Genomic DNA, 15,326 nt, shown 5'->3' with positions numbered 1-15,326 from the left:
CATCCGGCCTGAACCGAGGACGCTGGAGTTGCGAGGCTTCAGCGATCTCGGAGCGACCGGATGAACATCCACCAGAATGCGCGTTTGACGCCCTCGGGTCGAGAGCGCCTTGTGCGACTGGCCCAGAGCGGGCTCAGCCCGAAGGCGGTGGCCGCGACGATGGGTGTGTGCCCCAAGACGGTGGGCAAGTGGGTTGCCCGCTTCGAGGCCGAAGGAGCCGCCGGGCTGCAGGATCGCTCCTCGCGGCCTCACACGCTGCACCGCCCGACCCCGGTCGCGACCCAGGAAGCCATTGTGACCTTGCGCCGTCAGCGTCTGACCGGCGCGCAGATCGCCTGTGATCTCGCCGTCTCGCCGGCCACCGTCAGCCGGGTGTTGCACCGGTACGGCCTGAGCCGCATGCGCGACCTCGAACCGCCGATGCCGGTCCAGCGATACGAGCGCGACAAGCCGGGCGAGTTGATCCACATCGACATCAAGAAGCTCGGCCGCTTCGAACGCGCCGGCCATCGCATCACCGGCGACCGCACCCGGCAGAGTTCGGGCCGCGGCATCGGCTGGGAGTATCTGCACCTCGCCGTCGACGACCATTCGCGGCTGGCCTACTCCGAGATCCACCCCGACAAGACCCGAGTGTCCTGCCTCGCCTTCCTCTTCAACGCGCTGCGCTTCTTCCGCCGCCACGGCATCGCGGTCGAGCGTGTGATGACCGACAACGGGCCGGCCTTCAAATCCAGACGCTACACCAAGGCGTTGCGCCGCCTGACCATCCGGCACAAGCGCACCCGACCCTACACGCCGAAAACCAACGGCAAGGTCGAGCGCTTCGTCCAGACGTCCTTGCGCGAATGGGCTTATGCCCGCGCCTACGACACCTCGGAGCAGCGCGGTGCGGAACTGCCCGCCTTCCTGTTCCGCTACAACTGGAAGCGCCCGCACGGCGGCATCAACGGCAAAACACCCATCAGCCGCCTCGGCTTGGCCGAGGACAACCTATTGAGCATCCACAGCTAGAGCGCGAGAACGCTCGCTTGCGGCGGCTTGTAGCTGACCTATCGCTGGAAAAGCAGGTGCTGGCGGACGTCGCCTCGGGAAACTTGTAGCCCCCGAGCGACGCCGGCAGGCGGTCGACGGCATTCGGGAGAAGTACGGCCTCTCGGAACGTCACGCTTGCCGGATCGTCGGTCAGCACCGCGGCACGCAACGCTACGTGCCGACCGTGCTGGCCGACGAGGATGATCTGACCCGCGCCGTCATTGCCCTGGCGTCCGAGTACGGACGCTATGGCTACCGCCGCGTCACCGCGCTGCTGCAGGCAGACGGCTGGCAGGTGGGCAAGGATCGGGTTCAGCGCATCTGGCGTCGCGAGGGGCTGAAGGTCCCCAGCCGACATAGACCCCGCAGCCGCCTCTGGCTGAGCGACGGCTCGTGCGTGCGACGACGGCCGCTTCGCCGCAATCACGTCTGGAGCTTCGACTTCGTACAGGCCCAGACGCACGATGGGCGAAGCCTTCGCATCCTGACGCTGATCGATGAGCACAGCCGGGCATGCCTCGCGCTGAAGGTGGCGCGGCGCATCAACAGCCTCGGTGTGATCGAGGCGCTGGCCGACGCCATGTGCCTGCATGGCATCCCAGAGCACATCCGCTGCGACAATGGCCCTGAGATGATCTCGAAAGCACTGCGCAAATGGGTCGCCAAAGCTGGCTCGCAAATCCAGTACATCGCGCCGGGCTCGCCGTGGGAGAACGGGTACTGTGAGAGCTTCAACGGCAAGCTGCGGGACGAGTGCCTGCGCCAAGAAATCTTTTACTCGCTCAAGGAAGCCCAGGCCGTGATCGCCCTTTGGCAGAACACCTACAACCGCGTCCGGCCGCACTCGTCCCTGGGCTACCGGCCACCCGCGCCCGTCAGCTTCCCCCACATGGCCTTCCGGCTACCCATGGCAGCCGCCATGCAGTAGCCTCTCACTCGGCTCGGTCCAAAATACCGGTCAGGTCACCTGCCGGGTTCCTGCTGCGCATGCGCGGCGAGCGGAGCGGACAGGTCAACCTGATCGCGGCCGCGGAGATGGTGCAGGTTGCTTGACCCGCGCCCACCAGACAGCGCTACCCGGCCCGGGATCGTCTCAACGCCGGATCATGTCGCGCAAGGAGAACTCCGCTTGCGGAACCGCGAAGCGCTCGGGTAGCCGCGCACAACCTTACGCGGCGTGCCGCCCATTGCGATCGTCATCGCGGCCTCGCCGGCGGCCTTGACCTTCTCGGTCACCATCAGTTGCGCCTCCCGACGCGCCTTACAAAGCCTGGATGACGTCCATCGACCTCACGCCGGACACGAAAATCGGTCACCCACGCTGAAGGCGTCGACGCTCGCCCTTGCCAAGCCACATTATGCGCATATCATACGCATAACTTGAGAGGGCGGCATGACGCAGAAGCTGAAGCAGTATCGGGTGCGAGCGGGGCTCACCCAAGCGGCGCTCGCCAAGCTCGTCGGCGTCACGCAGCCGACCTACCAGCGCTGGGAGGCCGGCTCGGCCACCGTGCCGGACGACAAGCTCGCCACGCTGGCGAAGGTCCTGGAGACCAGCCCTGACGCCCTGCTCGCCCGTCATGCGCCGATCGAGGTCGATCCCGTCGGCTTCGGCGGCGATCCGACCCTGAGCCACTACGGCGAGGTCGCTGTCCACTTCCACGGTGGCGGCAAGCCGCTGCTGCTATCGATCTCCGACGACGCCTTCAGCCGCCTCCACCGCGACCTGCAGCACAGCGCCGTCTTCGTGACCGTGCAGAGCCTGACCAATGAGACGGTCGCGATCCGCAAGGCGGCCATCGCCGATCTGACCTTCTCCAGCGAGGCCTACGACTACTTCGGCCTCAAGGGTGAAGACTACCCGCGCTTCACCGACGAGCGGATCGCGGACCCGCGCGATTGGGAGATCATCGCCGCCCTAGCTCTCGATGAGGACGCCCTCAAGGAGTACGAAGAACGGGACGTGGAGCGGGTCTGCGCGATGGTTTCGGCCTCAGAGACGTATCTGGAGGCACAGATCGCGGAGGGTCGGTTTCCGGCCGAAGACATCGAGGCATGCCGCGCCCAGGCGAAGGAGCGGTCCAAGCACCTCCTTTCCAAGGCGATCGACACGATCTGGCAGCTCTCGTCCGGAAGCCTGCGCAAGGCCCGCGACGTCGACCCGGAGGATCTCTACGGGGCGTTCTATCCCCTGTTCGAGTTCGGCGAGGACGTGCCCGACGATGAGATGCTGCGCCTCGAAGCGGAGGGGGCGCACCGCATCTACTTCATCAACCCGGCGACTCTCGATTTCGTCTCGATGCCCACCCACGCCTATCAGGAGGGAGAGGCTACCAGCGCCGCCGAAGCGCTCGACGCCTATGCCGAAGCCGACGACGTCCCCACGCAATCTGTGGAAAACGGGGATGATCCAAAGCCCAAAAAGCGCGCCGCGACGAAGCAAAATCCCGCCCGTCGCAGAGTCCGACGTCGCAGCTAAGTGCGCGAAATCCGTCTCATTCCGGGACAGTCGCACCCGTGATCCGGCGTATCGTTCTTGTTTCGTTCTAATTCCATGATCGGATCATAAGCCCAACAATCTGGCATAAATTCTTATGTCGACGCGCGGGGCTGACGGAGCCAGACCCTCGCCATGGACCCGTTCGAAGCCGAATGCCACGCGATCGCGCTCGCCGCCTCGCCCTACCACAAGGTGCTGCGGAAACTCAGCCCCCGGCCGTTCTACGAGTGGCCGCTCCCGGGCGAGGTCAAGATCGGCCTCCTGCTCGACGTCGAGACGACAGGGACCGATCCCAACCAGGACGCCGTCATCGAACTCGGCATGATCCGGTTCGCCTACACCGCGAGCGGTACCGTGCTCGACCCCCTGACGACGCTGAGCTTGGCCCCAAGCGCGAGGCGCACGGCCTCGGTCTGCGAGGGCGAGAGAGCCCGGCCTGTCTTGCCCTCGACCCAGGGTAGCGCCCGTTCGAGGTCGATCTCCGGCCAGGGCGGGTGACCGGCGACCCGGGCGCGCAGGCGCTCGGCGATCATCCGCTCGGCCGCGTGCAGGCCGGCGAGGAAAATGCACGCCTTGTCGCCGACGATGTCCTGCACGACCTCGCCCAGTTCCAGCACGTCGAGCAGCTCGGTCGCCAGGGTGACGAGTTCGGCCACTGGCAGGGCGCAGTGCCCGCCGTCGGCGGCGGTCTGCAGCGCAAACGACACCCCTGCGCGCAGCCTCTGCGGGGCGTCGGCGGTCAGCCCGAGACGCATCGCGATGGCGTCCGCGGTCTTGAAGCCGATGCCGCGGATGTCCCGCGCCAGCCGATAGGGATCCTCGGTCATCACCGCGATCGCGTCATGACCGTAGGTCTTGAAGATCCGGACCGCTCGGGCCGCCCCCACCCCGTGGGCGTGCAGGAACAGCATGATCTCGCGCATCGCCTTTTGCTCGGCCCAGCCGGCGACGATGTGCGCGGCGCGCTTGGGGCCTATAGCGCCGAACTCGGTCAGGCGGGCAGGTTCGGCCTCAATGATCTCGAATGTGCCCTCCCCGAAAGCGGCGACGATGCGCTTGGCCATGACGGGGCCGATGCCACGCATGTGGCCCGAGGCGAGGTACTTCTCGATCCCCGCGACGCCGGTGGGAGGCGTGACCTTGAGGATATCGGCCTTGAACTGCAGGCCGTGCTGGCGGTCGGTGTGCCAGGTGCCGGTGACGGTGATCCACTCGCCCGCGCCGATGGCCGGGGCGTGTCCGATGACGGGGACGAGGTCGCGCTTGCCGCGGGCCTGGACCTTCAGGACGCAGAAGCCGGTATCAGGGGAGTGGAAGGTGACGCGCTCGATGGTCCCGGCCAGCGCCTCGACGCGCTGGCCACGCTGAGACGCATGCTGTTCTATCGGCCGAGCCATCCAGGGTGCGACGTACCACAGTTACCGCAAGCTATGTCCGGGCCTGTCCGCCGGGAAGTGTCGGCGTGGGCGATCGATGCGAGACACGGTTGCAGTACGAGGTCATACCGGCGAGACTTCGAACGGCGCGTTAGAGGGACATGGACATCATGCGTGGCCTGTTCCTGGCCCTTCTCACCCTCCTGGCGATCGCGTCGTCACCTGGGCGGGCGCAGGACGCTGCGGATCCGTTGACGATGCCGCTCGCCGAACTCGAACGGATCGCACCGACCGAGCATCCCTCCGCATATTTCGTCCTGGCGAGCCGCACGTTCGCGGCCAGCGCGCGAGACGAAGCGGTGCGCTGGCTCTATGTCGGCCAGATCCGCTACCGCTTCCACATCGCGGCGAACCCGGGACTGCGGCAGGACGGCGACCCGGCGCTGCTCGCATTGCTGCTCCATACGATCGGGAAGCCCATCAACGAGTGGGCTGGGGGCGACGTGGACGGATGGATCGGCTCCATGCGGGCCGCACTCGACTGGGATGCTGCGACACCGAACGGCTTCACCTCCAAGGAGAAACACGCTGCCGAACTCCGGACCGTCCAGAACGGCCTCGACGGTCTCGTGATATCGATCGCCGCACGCCGCTCCGAAATCCCAGCCGAGCGGGCCCGCAACGGCTTGGAGAACCGGGCTCCCTGATAGGGCAGCGGCCGGTACGAGCTGCTGCCGGCCTGTCGCGCGTTCCGCTAACGCAGCTTCATCAGTCTCTGGCAGGTTCGAACCGGCTTGCCGCTCATGATCGAGCGGAAGCTCACTGTCCGCGACGCCGGATCGAACCGGACCTCGGTCCTATCGGACTGGTTGGCCGTGGCATCCTCCGGTAGCGGTGCGACCGAGCAGACCCGACCGCGGGTGGTGCTCACGACCTTGCTGTCGCGCAGCAGATCGACGCGTGCCGGACAGATCGCCGGCTCGGCCACCGCGTTGCGCCCGTTCGCACCCATCTCGCAGAGGCCGCCCGCGAAGGCCACGCTCACGAGGTAGGTCGCGCCGTCCGTCTCGATGCGGGTCGCATGAATCTGGTGGAACGGCGTGCCGGCGAGTTCGCGCTGCCACAGGGGTGCGACGAGCGGCGTGAATACGGAGGGGTGGCGTGGATCCGAGTAGGTCAGCCTCTGCCACGCGGTCTCCGCATGCGCAGGGCTGAGAATGGCGCAGGCGGCAAGCGCCGCCGGCATCACGAGGCGGTTCATGGTCATCATCGTCTCACTGGGGTGGATAGAGCGTGCTCGTCGGACGGCATGGCCCAACCTGCACGAGATCAGCCGAAGACCGGCATGAGCTGGCGTTCGAGCAGGGTCTCGATGGCGCGCCCGACCCGGCGGCAGCGCGCGCGCCGCTCCAGGGCGATCAGACCGCGGAGCCCGAGCCAGACCGCGATGCCGCCGAGCAGGTACGGCAGAACCTGCAGCGCGGTCAGGACCAGGGCGTAGCCGACGAAGCCGTAGACGAGCAGCCCGACAAGCCCGAACAGCATGGCCGGGAAGAGGGCGAACCGAACCATGTCGAGCACCACCGAGCCGGCTGCCGCGACCGTCATCAGCGCGAAGCCGCCGAGACCGCCGACGAGGCTGAGCAGCCAGCCGCCGCCCGCGTAGGTGCCGACGAAGGCCACCCAGCGGTCTGGATCGACGACGTCGAAGCAGCGCCGGTTGGCGTCGTAGTACAGCGTGTCCGCCCAGTAGGCGCGTCGCGCATCGACGAGGCCGATCGGCATGCGCCCGGTCCGCGTGTCGAGCATGCCCAGCACCACGCCGACGGTCACGCCATCTGCTTCCAGGCGGTACTGCTGACCGGTCAGCGCCAGGACGTCGTCGTAGTGCTGCAATCCGCTGCTGTGGCGGTGCGAGGCCTGTGGCAGCATGGCTGGCGACCCGATGATGGAGGGGATCGAGACCGAAGCGGTGTTCACGAGGCCCCCGAGCCCGGGAGCGCGAAGTAGCTGCGCCGCGCGTCCGCGCACTGGCCCATGCTCGTGGTCAGGGTGCCCGCGGCCGAGAGCAGCTCGACGCCGGTCCGCGGCAGGTCGAGCAGGAAGATACTCGCCATTCCGGCCAAGCCCAGGCCAGCCAGGGCCTGCGCGGCCTCCGGCCCTTGCGTCAGGCAGGCCAACGTCGCGAAGGGCCCATCGAGACCCGGCAGGACCTGAAGGTCGGTGATGCGCCGGACCTGCCCGCCGGCCGGATGGGTATCGGCGACGAGATGTCCAACGAGGGCCGGGTTGTCTCGGCCGAACGGCGTGACGCGGAGGGTCTCGGTCGTCCAGAAGAACCAAGAGGTCGTGCGCCGGAAGCTGATCTGCAGACCGTTGCCGGCGGCCGCGATCACCACCGCGCGCGGATCCGCGTAGGTCTGACGACCGTCGGGCGCGCTCAGGACGAGACGCGCCTCGCCCAGGACCGGCTCGATCCCTGCCGCGGCGACGGCAGCCTCGGCGCGCCGCACGGCGACCCGGTTCTCCTGCTCGCGGCAGGCGTCGCTGATCGCCTTGCGCAGGTCCGCGCCGCCCGGCGGCAGCGTGCGCGTCGTCCCACCGACATACGGGCTGCATATACGGCGGGCCGACTGCAATTCCGCATCGCCCAACCCGGCCCGCTCGTAGAGGTCGCGGATCTCGGTCAGGGCGGCCTCGCGCGCGGCCTCGCGCAGGGGCTGGACGAGCGCCTCGGTCCGCGCCTGCATCAGGGCATCGACCTCGCCGCGTTCGGGATCGCGCGGGTCGTGCGCGGCCTGGAGGTCATCGGACGAGACCGCGAACCAGCCGTTCCGTTCCAGTCCGTCCCGCGTCTTCGGGGCGGCGGAGAAGCGCGCGGCCAGGGCTTGTGCCCGGATATCGACGGCGCGCACGTTCAGCCCCTGCGCCTGCTCCCGACAGGTCTGATGGAGCGGCCCCGTCAGGGTGAGATCGAAACCGTCGAAGGCGGTGAACCACCGGCCGAGTACTCCGGAGCAACGCGTGCCGACAGCGAGGATCGGCCCCTGCTTCGGATCGAGCGCGGTGATGCTGGCGCGGATGGCCGCATCGATCCCGGGCTGCTGACGCATCAGCCACGCCTTCGCCTCGCGGCGGCACGCGCTGCCCACGGCCTGCCCGAAGCGCAGGGCCGCCTCGGTTCCGGCCCCGGCGCTGCGCAAGGGATCGCTCAGCATCATGTCGCGAACCGGATCGCGCTGCGGGAACCAAGGTCCGAGCAGGTCGCGGCATTGCGCGACATCGGTCTGCAGGGGATTGTCGCCGATTGTCTTGGTCCGGAAGCCCTCTGTCAGGTCTGCGATCACCTGAGGCTGCGCGGCGGTCAGGCGATCCTCCAGCGCCCGTGCGTAGACACCGGCGACATCGGCGCGTCCGACGAACCCAGGGCTGCCGACGAGATGGCCAGGATAGCCCACATCGAGGCGGCGCAGGGTCGCGAGGCGCACGTCGAGCGCTTCGGCTCGCTTGCGCACGAGCCGGACGTAGAGGGCGGGCAGTGCGCGCTCGCGGCAATGGGCGTCGAGGTCGATCTGGAGCTGCGTCGCACCCTCACCGCGCTCGCGCGCCATGATCCAGTCGCATCGGCCAAGGAACGGGCCGGCCTCCTCGAGGGAGCGGATCGCCGCGAAGCGCTCATCCAGCCGCTGCTTGAGGTCCCCGACGGCGGCGTTGCCATGCCGCCTGAGCTGCTCCTGCATCGGCCGAATATCGATGTCGTACACCATCGGGTGCTGCGCGCGGATGGCGGCACCGATCTGATACCATCGGTACCTCTGGGCGTTGTCGAGGGTGACGGGTGCCGCGAGAGCCTCCCGGGTGTAGGCCTCGACCCAGTCGGGGATGGTCGGCGGGCTGGCGGCGAAGGCGGGAGTCCCGCCCAAGGCCAGGATGGCAACGGCGAACATCGGCGGCGACAGGACGTGTCTAGACATCCATGAATCTCGTTCGGAGAAGAGTCGGCAGGCATGGGTGCAGCCTCGACCGGCCCCGCCGACGCTCGGCGAGCTGAACGCTGGGACGGTCGAGGATACGAAGCTGAGGCCTCAGAGGCCGGTGAAGCGATAGTTCAGGCCGGCCCGGACCAGACCGAAGCGGTTGGTCTCACGTACGGTGTAGATATCGGTCGGGCCGGTTCCGCCGGTGCCAGTGTAGCGGGCGGTCACACTCGAACTGCCGAGATCGGCGTAGAGGCCTTCGAGCTTGGCGCTGAGACGATCGGTGAAGGCGTATTCGACGCCGCCGCCAGCGACGTAGCCGACCTGCACCGACGCGCGAGAACCGGAATACGGGATGACGTTGACGCCACCGGGGAAAAACGGGCCGGTGCCGATGACCGTGTAACTGGTGCGGACGTCGACATCGCCGTAGGCGAGACCGCCGGTCGCATAGACCATCAGGCGCTCGCTCGGCAGAAAGCCGACGCGGCCACGAACGGTGCCGAGATAGTCGAGACGCGAGCGGGCGGTCAGACTGTCGTTGTCTGTGATGCCCGCTGGCAGGTTCGGAAACGTGCCCGTCCCTGAACGGCGGCGGTCCAGACCGGCATACTGGAAGTCGGTCTCGAGACCGAGGACGATCCGTCCGACCTGATGGTTGTAGCCGAGCTGGCCGCCGCCGACGAAGCCCGTCTGCTCCCGCGAGCGCTGGAAACCGGCGAGCGTGCCGGGATTGAGGCCGACGAAGCCGGGGCCTTCGCTGTAGCGCGGCCGGCCTGAATCGGAGAAGGCGGCCCCGGCGTTCACGCCGGCATAGAATCCGGTCCAGGTGAAAACGGGGAGGACGGCCTGGGCAGGCGCGTAGCGGGTTGCCGGCAGATCCGCCGCCTGAGCGGCTCCCGCCATGAGGAGGGGCAGCAGCAGGGCAGCGAGCTTAGTCTTGGCCATGATCGTGAACTCCACACGCAACATCATTCACCTGCAAGCCGATGCAGGCGTTGAAACAAGATTTTCCACGGTCGGTCGGACAGTCAAAGAACTGCCGTTGCATATTCTTCCAGCCGCTACGTGGGGTTCATGAAGGTGGCGCAATCTTTCGCTCGGCACCTGAACTCGACGTCACCTTGCCATTCTAAGTTGGGGTTGAGCGCCTTTCTGAAATCTTTCCATGAAAAAGAGGATTGGCTCTACGGGAGGATGATCCGTTCTTTGGAAGGTACTTTGCGTCCGCGACTGAGAGGCCAACGCTTCGGCCCAGGACACACAGACCGCGCAGCCATCTGACAAGCGGCGCGACACGACAAAAGCCGCACCTCGAAAGTCGTGAATCGCAAAAGCGCCGCTGGTGAGGTTTATCGATCCCGGCGATTCATTCATAGTCGTGCAGCGATTCGCGGAACAGAATTGCCAATTCTGTTTACGTCCCTGCAACGTCTTGCGATTTACACTTGATCGTCTTCCGGGTCGGAGCTACCAGCTTGCCCATTCTCTCCATACCCATGGCGAACAATGTCAGGGCCGCGGCGTGGAACAGAATTGGCAAATGCGTTCCAACGCGCCATGCGCAGCCTTGCTGCCGTGGTCGGCTCCAGGACACCCCACGATGGCCCGAACAGTGCCGGCCTCATCCATGTCGCTCTACACCGGCAGCGGACGGCGCAAGTACCTGACGGCGCACGAGCGCGAACGTTTCGTCGCTGCGGTCGCCTCTCACCCACCCGAAGTCGCCACCTTCTGCCTGATGCTCGCTTGGACCGGGTGTCGAATCACCGAGGCGCTCAATCTCACCCATGCCGATCTCGATATCGAAGGCGGCATGGTGTCCGTCCGCAGCTTGAAGAAGCGACGGGCTGGCGTCGTCCGCGAAGTGCCGGTCCCGCTTGCCTTCCTCGCGTGCGTTCGGCAGGTCCATGGCCAGGGTCGATCCGGCGACCGGCTCTGGCCGATCGGACGCACCACGGCGTGGCGTCACGTGAAAATGGTCATGGCGCTCGCGGAGGTGGGCGAAACCGCAGCCTCGCCCAAGGGACTGCGCCACGGCTTCGGCGTGCATGCCCTTCGTTCCGGCATCCCCCTCAACCTCCTGCAGCGCTGGCTCGGCCACGCCGACATCGCGACGACGGCGATCTATGCCAACGCGGTGGGGGCGGAGGAGCGAGAGATCGCCACGAGAATGTGGTCAACCCGGACATAGGCGCGTCCGGTCGAGCGCAACGGCGGACAGCCGCCCGTCCCTCGTCGATCGAACATTCGGGAACCGCAGCGTGCGGCAGGGCGGCGATGACGGACGCTACGTTCCGTTGTGAGGACGGACCGTCCCTCGTCGCCCGTCCGGAAGCAGATCGAAACCCAACCGCAATCATTGCGTGTGAAGCCGGCACGGACCTTCACGGCACCGTGTGTATCCCCGTCGCGTCCGGCTTTCGGCTCCCATGATCATCGATCATCGCTTCGACCATATCCTCGATGCCGAGAAACGTCGCCGGGCTTGGATCGACACGCTGTCGTCGTTCTTCGTCACGCACGTCGATCCCGACAGCGTCGTGCCGACGACCGCGTTCCACCGCTACCATCACATGAACCAGTTGGTGTTCGGCGAGATCGACGCGTCACCCCAGACGATCGAGCGGACGCCGGCGTTGGTGGCGGCCCAGAACCTCGATCACATTGTGCTGCGGCTCTACACCTCCGGACGGACCAACATCTCCATCGCCGGACAGGCGCGGGAGATCACGCAGGAATCCTTCGTCACCTTCGATCTCTCGCAGCCGATCCTGTCCGAGACCAAGGGTATGACCGGGCTCAACCTCGCGATCCCACGCCGGATCCTCGAGGGCCGCGTCGGCGACGTCTCGGCTTGGCACGGTCAGATCGTTCCGTCCGCCTCTAACCCCGTGACCAAGCTGCTCGCAGACCACTTCCGCAATGTCAGCGCCTGCTTGAAGACGGCGACGCCCGCGCAGATGAGCCACGTCATTCCGGCGACGACGGCCCTGTGCAACGCGATGTTCCTGTCGGAGGCCGACAGCGCCTACAATCAGGCCGCGGTCACCAGCATCGCCATCCGCCAGTTCATCGACGAGAACCTCGCGACCATCAACGCCGAGATGCTGATGACCCGGTTCGCGCTTTCGCGGACCCCGCTCTACAAACTGTTCGAGGCCGATGGCGGCGTCTACGCCTACATCCGCGACCGACGGTTGTCCCGGGCCATGCAGATCCTGGCTCAGCCCGAGGAGCGCAAGTCGCAGATCGCGACGATCGGCTACACCCTGGGCTTCGAGAACGACCGGGTGTTCAGCCGCGCCTTCCGGCGGAAGTACGGGCTGAACCCGAGCGAGGTCGACAGCGAGAGCCAGAGCCGGTTCCACATGGAACGGGAGTCGCTTCTACTCTCGTGGATGAAGGACTTATGAAGAGGACTTGGACGCGGGAAGTGTTAAGCGCGCACATTGTCGTTGGCCAATCAAGGGAACCAGGGCATCCTGCCAATGCTCCGCCAGAATGACCGACGACAGGTACCTGCGCCAGCCTGGGACGTGAACGGCCAGACTGCACAAAGACGTAAAGCCTGACGCAAACAACTTAAAAACGAAGCATGAGCAGCACACCGCATCACGCGTCGTTTTTAGTATCAAGCTTCCCCCGCGCATAGACATCAGCTCGCAGGACGATTCCGGTCGCCCCGTCGTCTCGGACAATCTCCTCGATGCCACCGACCCGCAGAGCCGCGACCAAGCTCGCCATCGTTCGCGGGTGCGGAACCTGCACATCGGTCTCATAGCGCGCCACCACGAGACGCTGCACCCCGGCACGCTCCGCCAACTCGGCTTGCGACCATCCAAGTATGATGCGTCCAGCTCTAATCAGTCGGCTATCCACGTTGTAAGCCCCGTTCACAAAAATGTGATCGGGTCAAAACGATATCTCGTGTATCGCTTTCCACAGGAAACCCTATATTCAGCTTGCCCGCAACAAATATTGAGCAAAGCAGATGCTCGACATAGATCCTGAGATCATCGCCTCTGCGTTAGAGCGAAACGGCGATTATCGCATCCTCCGCCGCCACAAACCTCGTCGCGTTTTCGATGCCCCTGGCGATGCAGAGGTCCGAAATGGCCTCATCATCGATTTAGAGACTACCGGTCTCGACCCTGCTTAGCACGAAATCATCGAGGTGGGACTGCTACCATTCACATATACTGTTGACGGACGCCTGGTCGCAGCCGGCACGCCGTACGGCTCGTTTCAGCAGCCCTTTGGAGCGATCCTGCCCGAAATCACCCGGCTGACCGGGATCGACGGAGCGATGGTCGAGGGCCGGATGATTGATCGATCCCGCGTCGCTGCCATGGTGCATGACGCCGATCTCGTGATCGCGCACAACGCCAATTTCGATCGGAAGTTCGCCGAGGACCTCTGTCCAGCACTCGCGGCCAAGCCTTGGGGGTGCTCGCTCGTGCAAATCCCCTGGGCGGCTGAAGGGATGGGAGGCAAGCTCTGCTACATCGCCGCGGATCTCGGCTTCATTTACTCTGCACACCGCGCAGTCGATGATTGCCAAGCTACACTCGAATGTCTTGCACGCCCGCTGCCCCAGTCCGGGCGAACGGGGTTCAGCTTTTTGCTGGAGCAGGCCTTCGAACTGGCCTGCTGCCGGTTTGGTGGACACCGTCCTAAGCTCATTGGGCTCGGTTCTCGAACTCGACAGGGCTGAGGTAGCCCAGGGTCGAGTGCCGCCGCGCCGGGTTGTAGAAGCGCTCGATGTCATCGAACACGTCGGCACGGGCTTCATCTCGTGTCCGGTAGGTCCGTCGGGCCGTGCGCTCGGTCTTCAGCGAGGAGAAGAAGCTCTCCATTGCCGCGTTGTCCCAGACGTTGCCGGACCGGCTCATCGAGCAGGTCACGCCGTGCTCGGCCATCAGGCGCTGGAAGGGTTCACTCGTATATTGCGAGCCCTGATCGGAGTGATGCAGCAAAGCATCCGGCTTGCCTCTGCGCCAGATCGCCATGACGAGCGCATCCGTGACGAGTTGAGCCGTCATGCTGGCCTGCATCGACCATCCCACGACACGGCGCGAGAACAGGTCGATGACGGCGGCAACGTAGAGCCAGCCCTCGGCCGTCCAGATATACGTGAAGTCGGCGATCCATTTCCGGTTCGGGGCGTCGGCCGCGAACCGCCGATCCAGAAGATTGGGCGAGGCGGTCGCCCGCTCTCCCTCGTCCTTCGGCAGACCACGTCGGCGTGGCCGTGCCCGTAGGGCGTTCTCGCGCATGATCCGTTCGATGCGGTGCAGCCCGCATGAGACGCCCTCGGCCAGCACGTCGCGCCAGACGCGCCTCGCGCCGTAGGTGCGGTCGCTGGCCACGAAGCTCGTGTGGGCCTTGCTCAGGATGGCTTCGTCGTCCCGCGCACGTTGGCTGGGTTGCCGGGTGAGCCACGCGTGGAAGCCGGAGCGCGACACGCCCAGCGCAGCGCACATCCACGCGACCGGCCAGACAGCGCGATGCTTTGCGATGAAGGCGAACTTCATATCGCGTCCCTCGCAAAGTATGCGGCGGCCTTTTTTAGGATATCACGCTCCGCCTTCAGACGAGCGACCTCCTTGCGCAGGCGATCGATCTCGATCTGCTCAGGCTTCATCTGGCCCTGACCAGGGAAGGCATGGTGCGGATCGACCGCCGCCTGCTTCACCCACCGGTGCAGCATCGTCTCGTGAACATCGAGATCGCGCGCGGCCTGCGCAACACTGACACCACGTTCCCGAACCAGTCGAACTGCCTCGACCTTGAACTCACGTCCGAACTTGCGACGCTGCATGGAGCACCTCCGGCTTCACCATCACACCTAAACCGGGTGTCCGTAAAACCGGCAGCAGGCCAAAGGACGCCTCCTTGCAGGCCAAAGCCAAACGCTTGCCCTGCGCTGTCTGCACTTCGATTTGTCGCAGCTTGAGCACAACCTGCTCCGCGCTCGTCTTCTGACCTCGCTTCATTACCAACTCCTCCGGTCCTGGCTGATCCTCTCAATCAGCCAGGGCCAAAGCCAGCCGGTCAGGTCAACAGCTTCGAGCTTGCCTGCGCCCGCAACGATATCGACCATCGGCTGACCAAGCCGCGCCACCCTTGGACCAACGGTCAGGTCGAGCGAATGAACCGCACGATCAAGGACGCGACGGTCAAGCACTACCATTACAACAGCCATGCACAGCTGTGCGCTTACCTGGCTGAGTTCGTCAGCGCCTACAAATTCGCACACCGCCTGAATACCCTACGGGGCTCACGCGCTACGAGGCCATCTGCAAGGCATGGTCTGCTGAGCCCAGCCGCTACAGGGCAAACCCACTCCACCAAATACTGGGACCAAGCACCTAGTTCATTTTCCAAACACGCGGCCTTCCCCGCCTCGTGCCCTCCCGGTTTCGGCAACCGGGA

The 15,326-nt window shown here is 65.7% G+C and carries 14 protein-coding genes and 3 pseudogenes; 8 read left to right on the top strand and 9 right to left on the bottom strand.

All coding sequences use genetic code 11. From position 1 onward, the window contains the following. Positions 1 to 60 precede the first annotated feature (60 nt). A complete protein-coding gene (locus J2W78_RS22150; protein ID WP_253373733.1) occupies positions 61 to 1,014 on the top strand; it encodes an IS481 family transposase in 954 nt (317 codons plus the stop codon). After that, positions 1,011 to 1,963, top strand: a pseudogene (locus tag J2W78_RS22145) (IS3 family transposase); the annotation flags it as partial. The gene J2W78_RS22150 and the pseudogene J2W78_RS22145, both read left to right, overlap by 4 nt. Before the next feature lie 176 nt (positions 1,964 to 2,139). On the opposite strand, the gene J2W78_RS24780 reads toward J2W78_RS22145, so the two are convergent. Continuing rightward, a complete protein-coding gene (locus tag J2W78_RS24780; protein WP_301288630.1) occupies positions 2,140 to 2,274 on the bottom strand; it encodes a hypothetical protein in 135 nt (44 codons plus the stop codon). Positions 2,275 to 2,428: 154 nt separating this feature from the next. Between J2W78_RS24780 and J2W78_RS22140 the strand changes: the two genes are divergently transcribed. Beyond that, positions 2,429 to 3,514, top strand: coding sequence for a helix-turn-helix transcriptional regulator (locus tag J2W78_RS22140; protein ID WP_253373732.1), 1,086 nt, complete (start codon positions 2,429 to 2,431; stop codon positions 3,512 to 3,514). Between the two features lie 371 nt (positions 3,515 to 3,885). Here J2W78_RS22140 and J2W78_RS22135 read toward each other — a convergent pair. Next, positions 3,886 to 4,932: pseudogene (locus tag J2W78_RS22135) on the bottom strand (helix-hairpin-helix domain-containing protein); the annotation flags it as partial. A gap of 149 nt (positions 4,933 to 5,081) precedes the next feature. Between J2W78_RS22135 and J2W78_RS22130 the strand changes: the two are divergent. Then, positions 5,082 to 5,618, top strand: coding sequence for a hypothetical protein (locus J2W78_RS22130; RefSeq protein WP_253373731.1), 537 nt, complete (start codon positions 5,082 to 5,084; stop codon positions 5,616 to 5,618). Between the two features lie 47 nt (positions 5,619 to 5,665). Here J2W78_RS22130 and J2W78_RS22125 read toward each other — a convergent pair whose 3' ends face one another. From J2W78_RS22125 to J2W78_RS22110, 4 genes are all read right to left on the bottom strand, one after another. Next, on the bottom strand, positions 5,666 to 6,172 hold the full coding sequence (locus J2W78_RS22125; protein WP_253373730.1) for a hypothetical protein: 507 nt from the start codon (positions 6,170 to 6,172) through the stop codon (positions 5,666 to 5,668). A gap of 68 nt (positions 6,173 to 6,240) precedes the next feature. Then, the gene (locus tag J2W78_RS22120) at positions 6,241 to 6,891 is read right to left on the bottom strand and encodes a hypothetical protein (protein ID WP_253373729.1); all 651 of its coding nucleotides are present in this window, start codon (positions 6,889 to 6,891) and stop codon (positions 6,241 to 6,243) included. Then, positions 6,888 to 8,885, bottom strand: a complete 1,998-nt coding sequence (locus J2W78_RS22115) for a hypothetical protein (RefSeq protein ID WP_253373728.1) — start codon at positions 8,883 to 8,885, stop codon at positions 6,888 to 6,890. Before J2W78_RS22115 ends, J2W78_RS22120 begins: the two co-directional genes overlap by 4 nt. Positions 8,886 to 8,996: 111 nt before the next feature. Continuing rightward, a complete protein-coding gene (locus J2W78_RS22110) occupies positions 8,997 to 9,836 on the bottom strand; it encodes an outer membrane protein (RefSeq protein ID WP_253373727.1) in 840 nt (279 codons plus the stop codon). 682 nt (positions 9,837 to 10,518) lie between these two features. On the opposite strand from J2W78_RS22110, the gene J2W78_RS22105 reads away from it, so the two are divergent. Next, positions 10,519 to 11,082, top strand: coding sequence for a tyrosine-type recombinase/integrase (locus J2W78_RS22105; RefSeq protein ID WP_253373726.1), 564 nt, complete (start codon positions 10,519 to 10,521; stop codon positions 11,080 to 11,082). Between the two features lie 238 nt (positions 11,083 to 11,320). Beyond that, the gene (locus J2W78_RS22100) at positions 11,321 to 12,304 is read left to right on the top strand and encodes an AraC family transcriptional regulator (protein WP_253373725.1); all 984 of its coding nucleotides are present in this window, start codon (positions 11,321 to 11,323) and stop codon (positions 12,302 to 12,304) included. 199 nt (positions 12,305 to 12,503) lie between these two features. Here J2W78_RS22100 and J2W78_RS22095 read toward each other — a convergent pair whose 3' ends face one another. Next, positions 12,504 to 12,770, bottom strand: coding sequence for a helix-turn-helix transcriptional regulator (locus J2W78_RS22095; RefSeq protein WP_367399932.1), 267 nt, complete (start codon positions 12,768 to 12,770; stop codon positions 12,504 to 12,506). A gap of 295 nt (positions 12,771 to 13,065) precedes the next feature. Here J2W78_RS22095 and J2W78_RS24865 point away from each other — a divergent pair, with 295 nt between their 5' ends. Then, on the top strand, positions 13,066 to 13,605 hold the full coding sequence (locus J2W78_RS24865; RefSeq protein WP_253455005.1) for an exonuclease domain-containing protein: 540 nt from the start codon (positions 13,066 to 13,068) through the stop codon (positions 13,603 to 13,605). Here J2W78_RS24865 and J2W78_RS22085 read toward each other — a convergent pair. After that, a protein-coding gene (locus J2W78_RS22085; RefSeq protein WP_253373722.1) for an IS3 family transposase occupies positions 13,571 to 14,712 on the bottom strand; the annotation gives its coding sequence in 2 pieces (ribosomal slippage) (positions 13,571 to 14,463 and positions 14,463 to 14,712; 1,143 coding nt in all). The two genes, J2W78_RS24865 and J2W78_RS22085, sit on opposite strands and share 35 nt — an antisense overlap. Further along, on the bottom strand, positions 14,687 to 14,887 hold the full coding sequence (locus J2W78_RS22080; RefSeq protein WP_253373721.1) for a hypothetical protein: 201 nt from the start codon (positions 14,885 to 14,887) through the stop codon (positions 14,687 to 14,689). Before J2W78_RS22080 ends, J2W78_RS22085 begins: the two co-directional genes overlap by 26 nt. 89 nt (positions 14,888 to 14,976) lie before the next feature. Between J2W78_RS22080 and J2W78_RS22075 the strand changes: the two are divergent. Continuing rightward, positions 14,977 to 15,266 (top strand): annotated as a pseudogene (locus J2W78_RS22075) (integrase core domain-containing protein); the annotation flags it as partial. Positions 15,267 to 15,326 lie beyond the last annotated feature (60 nt).

The sequence above is a fragment of the Methylorubrum extorquens genome, from assembly GCF_024169925.1.
Taxonomy (GTDB): Bacteria; Pseudomonadota; Alphaproteobacteria; order Rhizobiales; family Beijerinckiaceae; genus Methylobacterium; species Methylobacterium extorquens_A.
The sequence above is the reverse complement of the archived record's forward strand: the minus strand, read 5'-3'. Positions and strand labels throughout refer to the sequence as shown.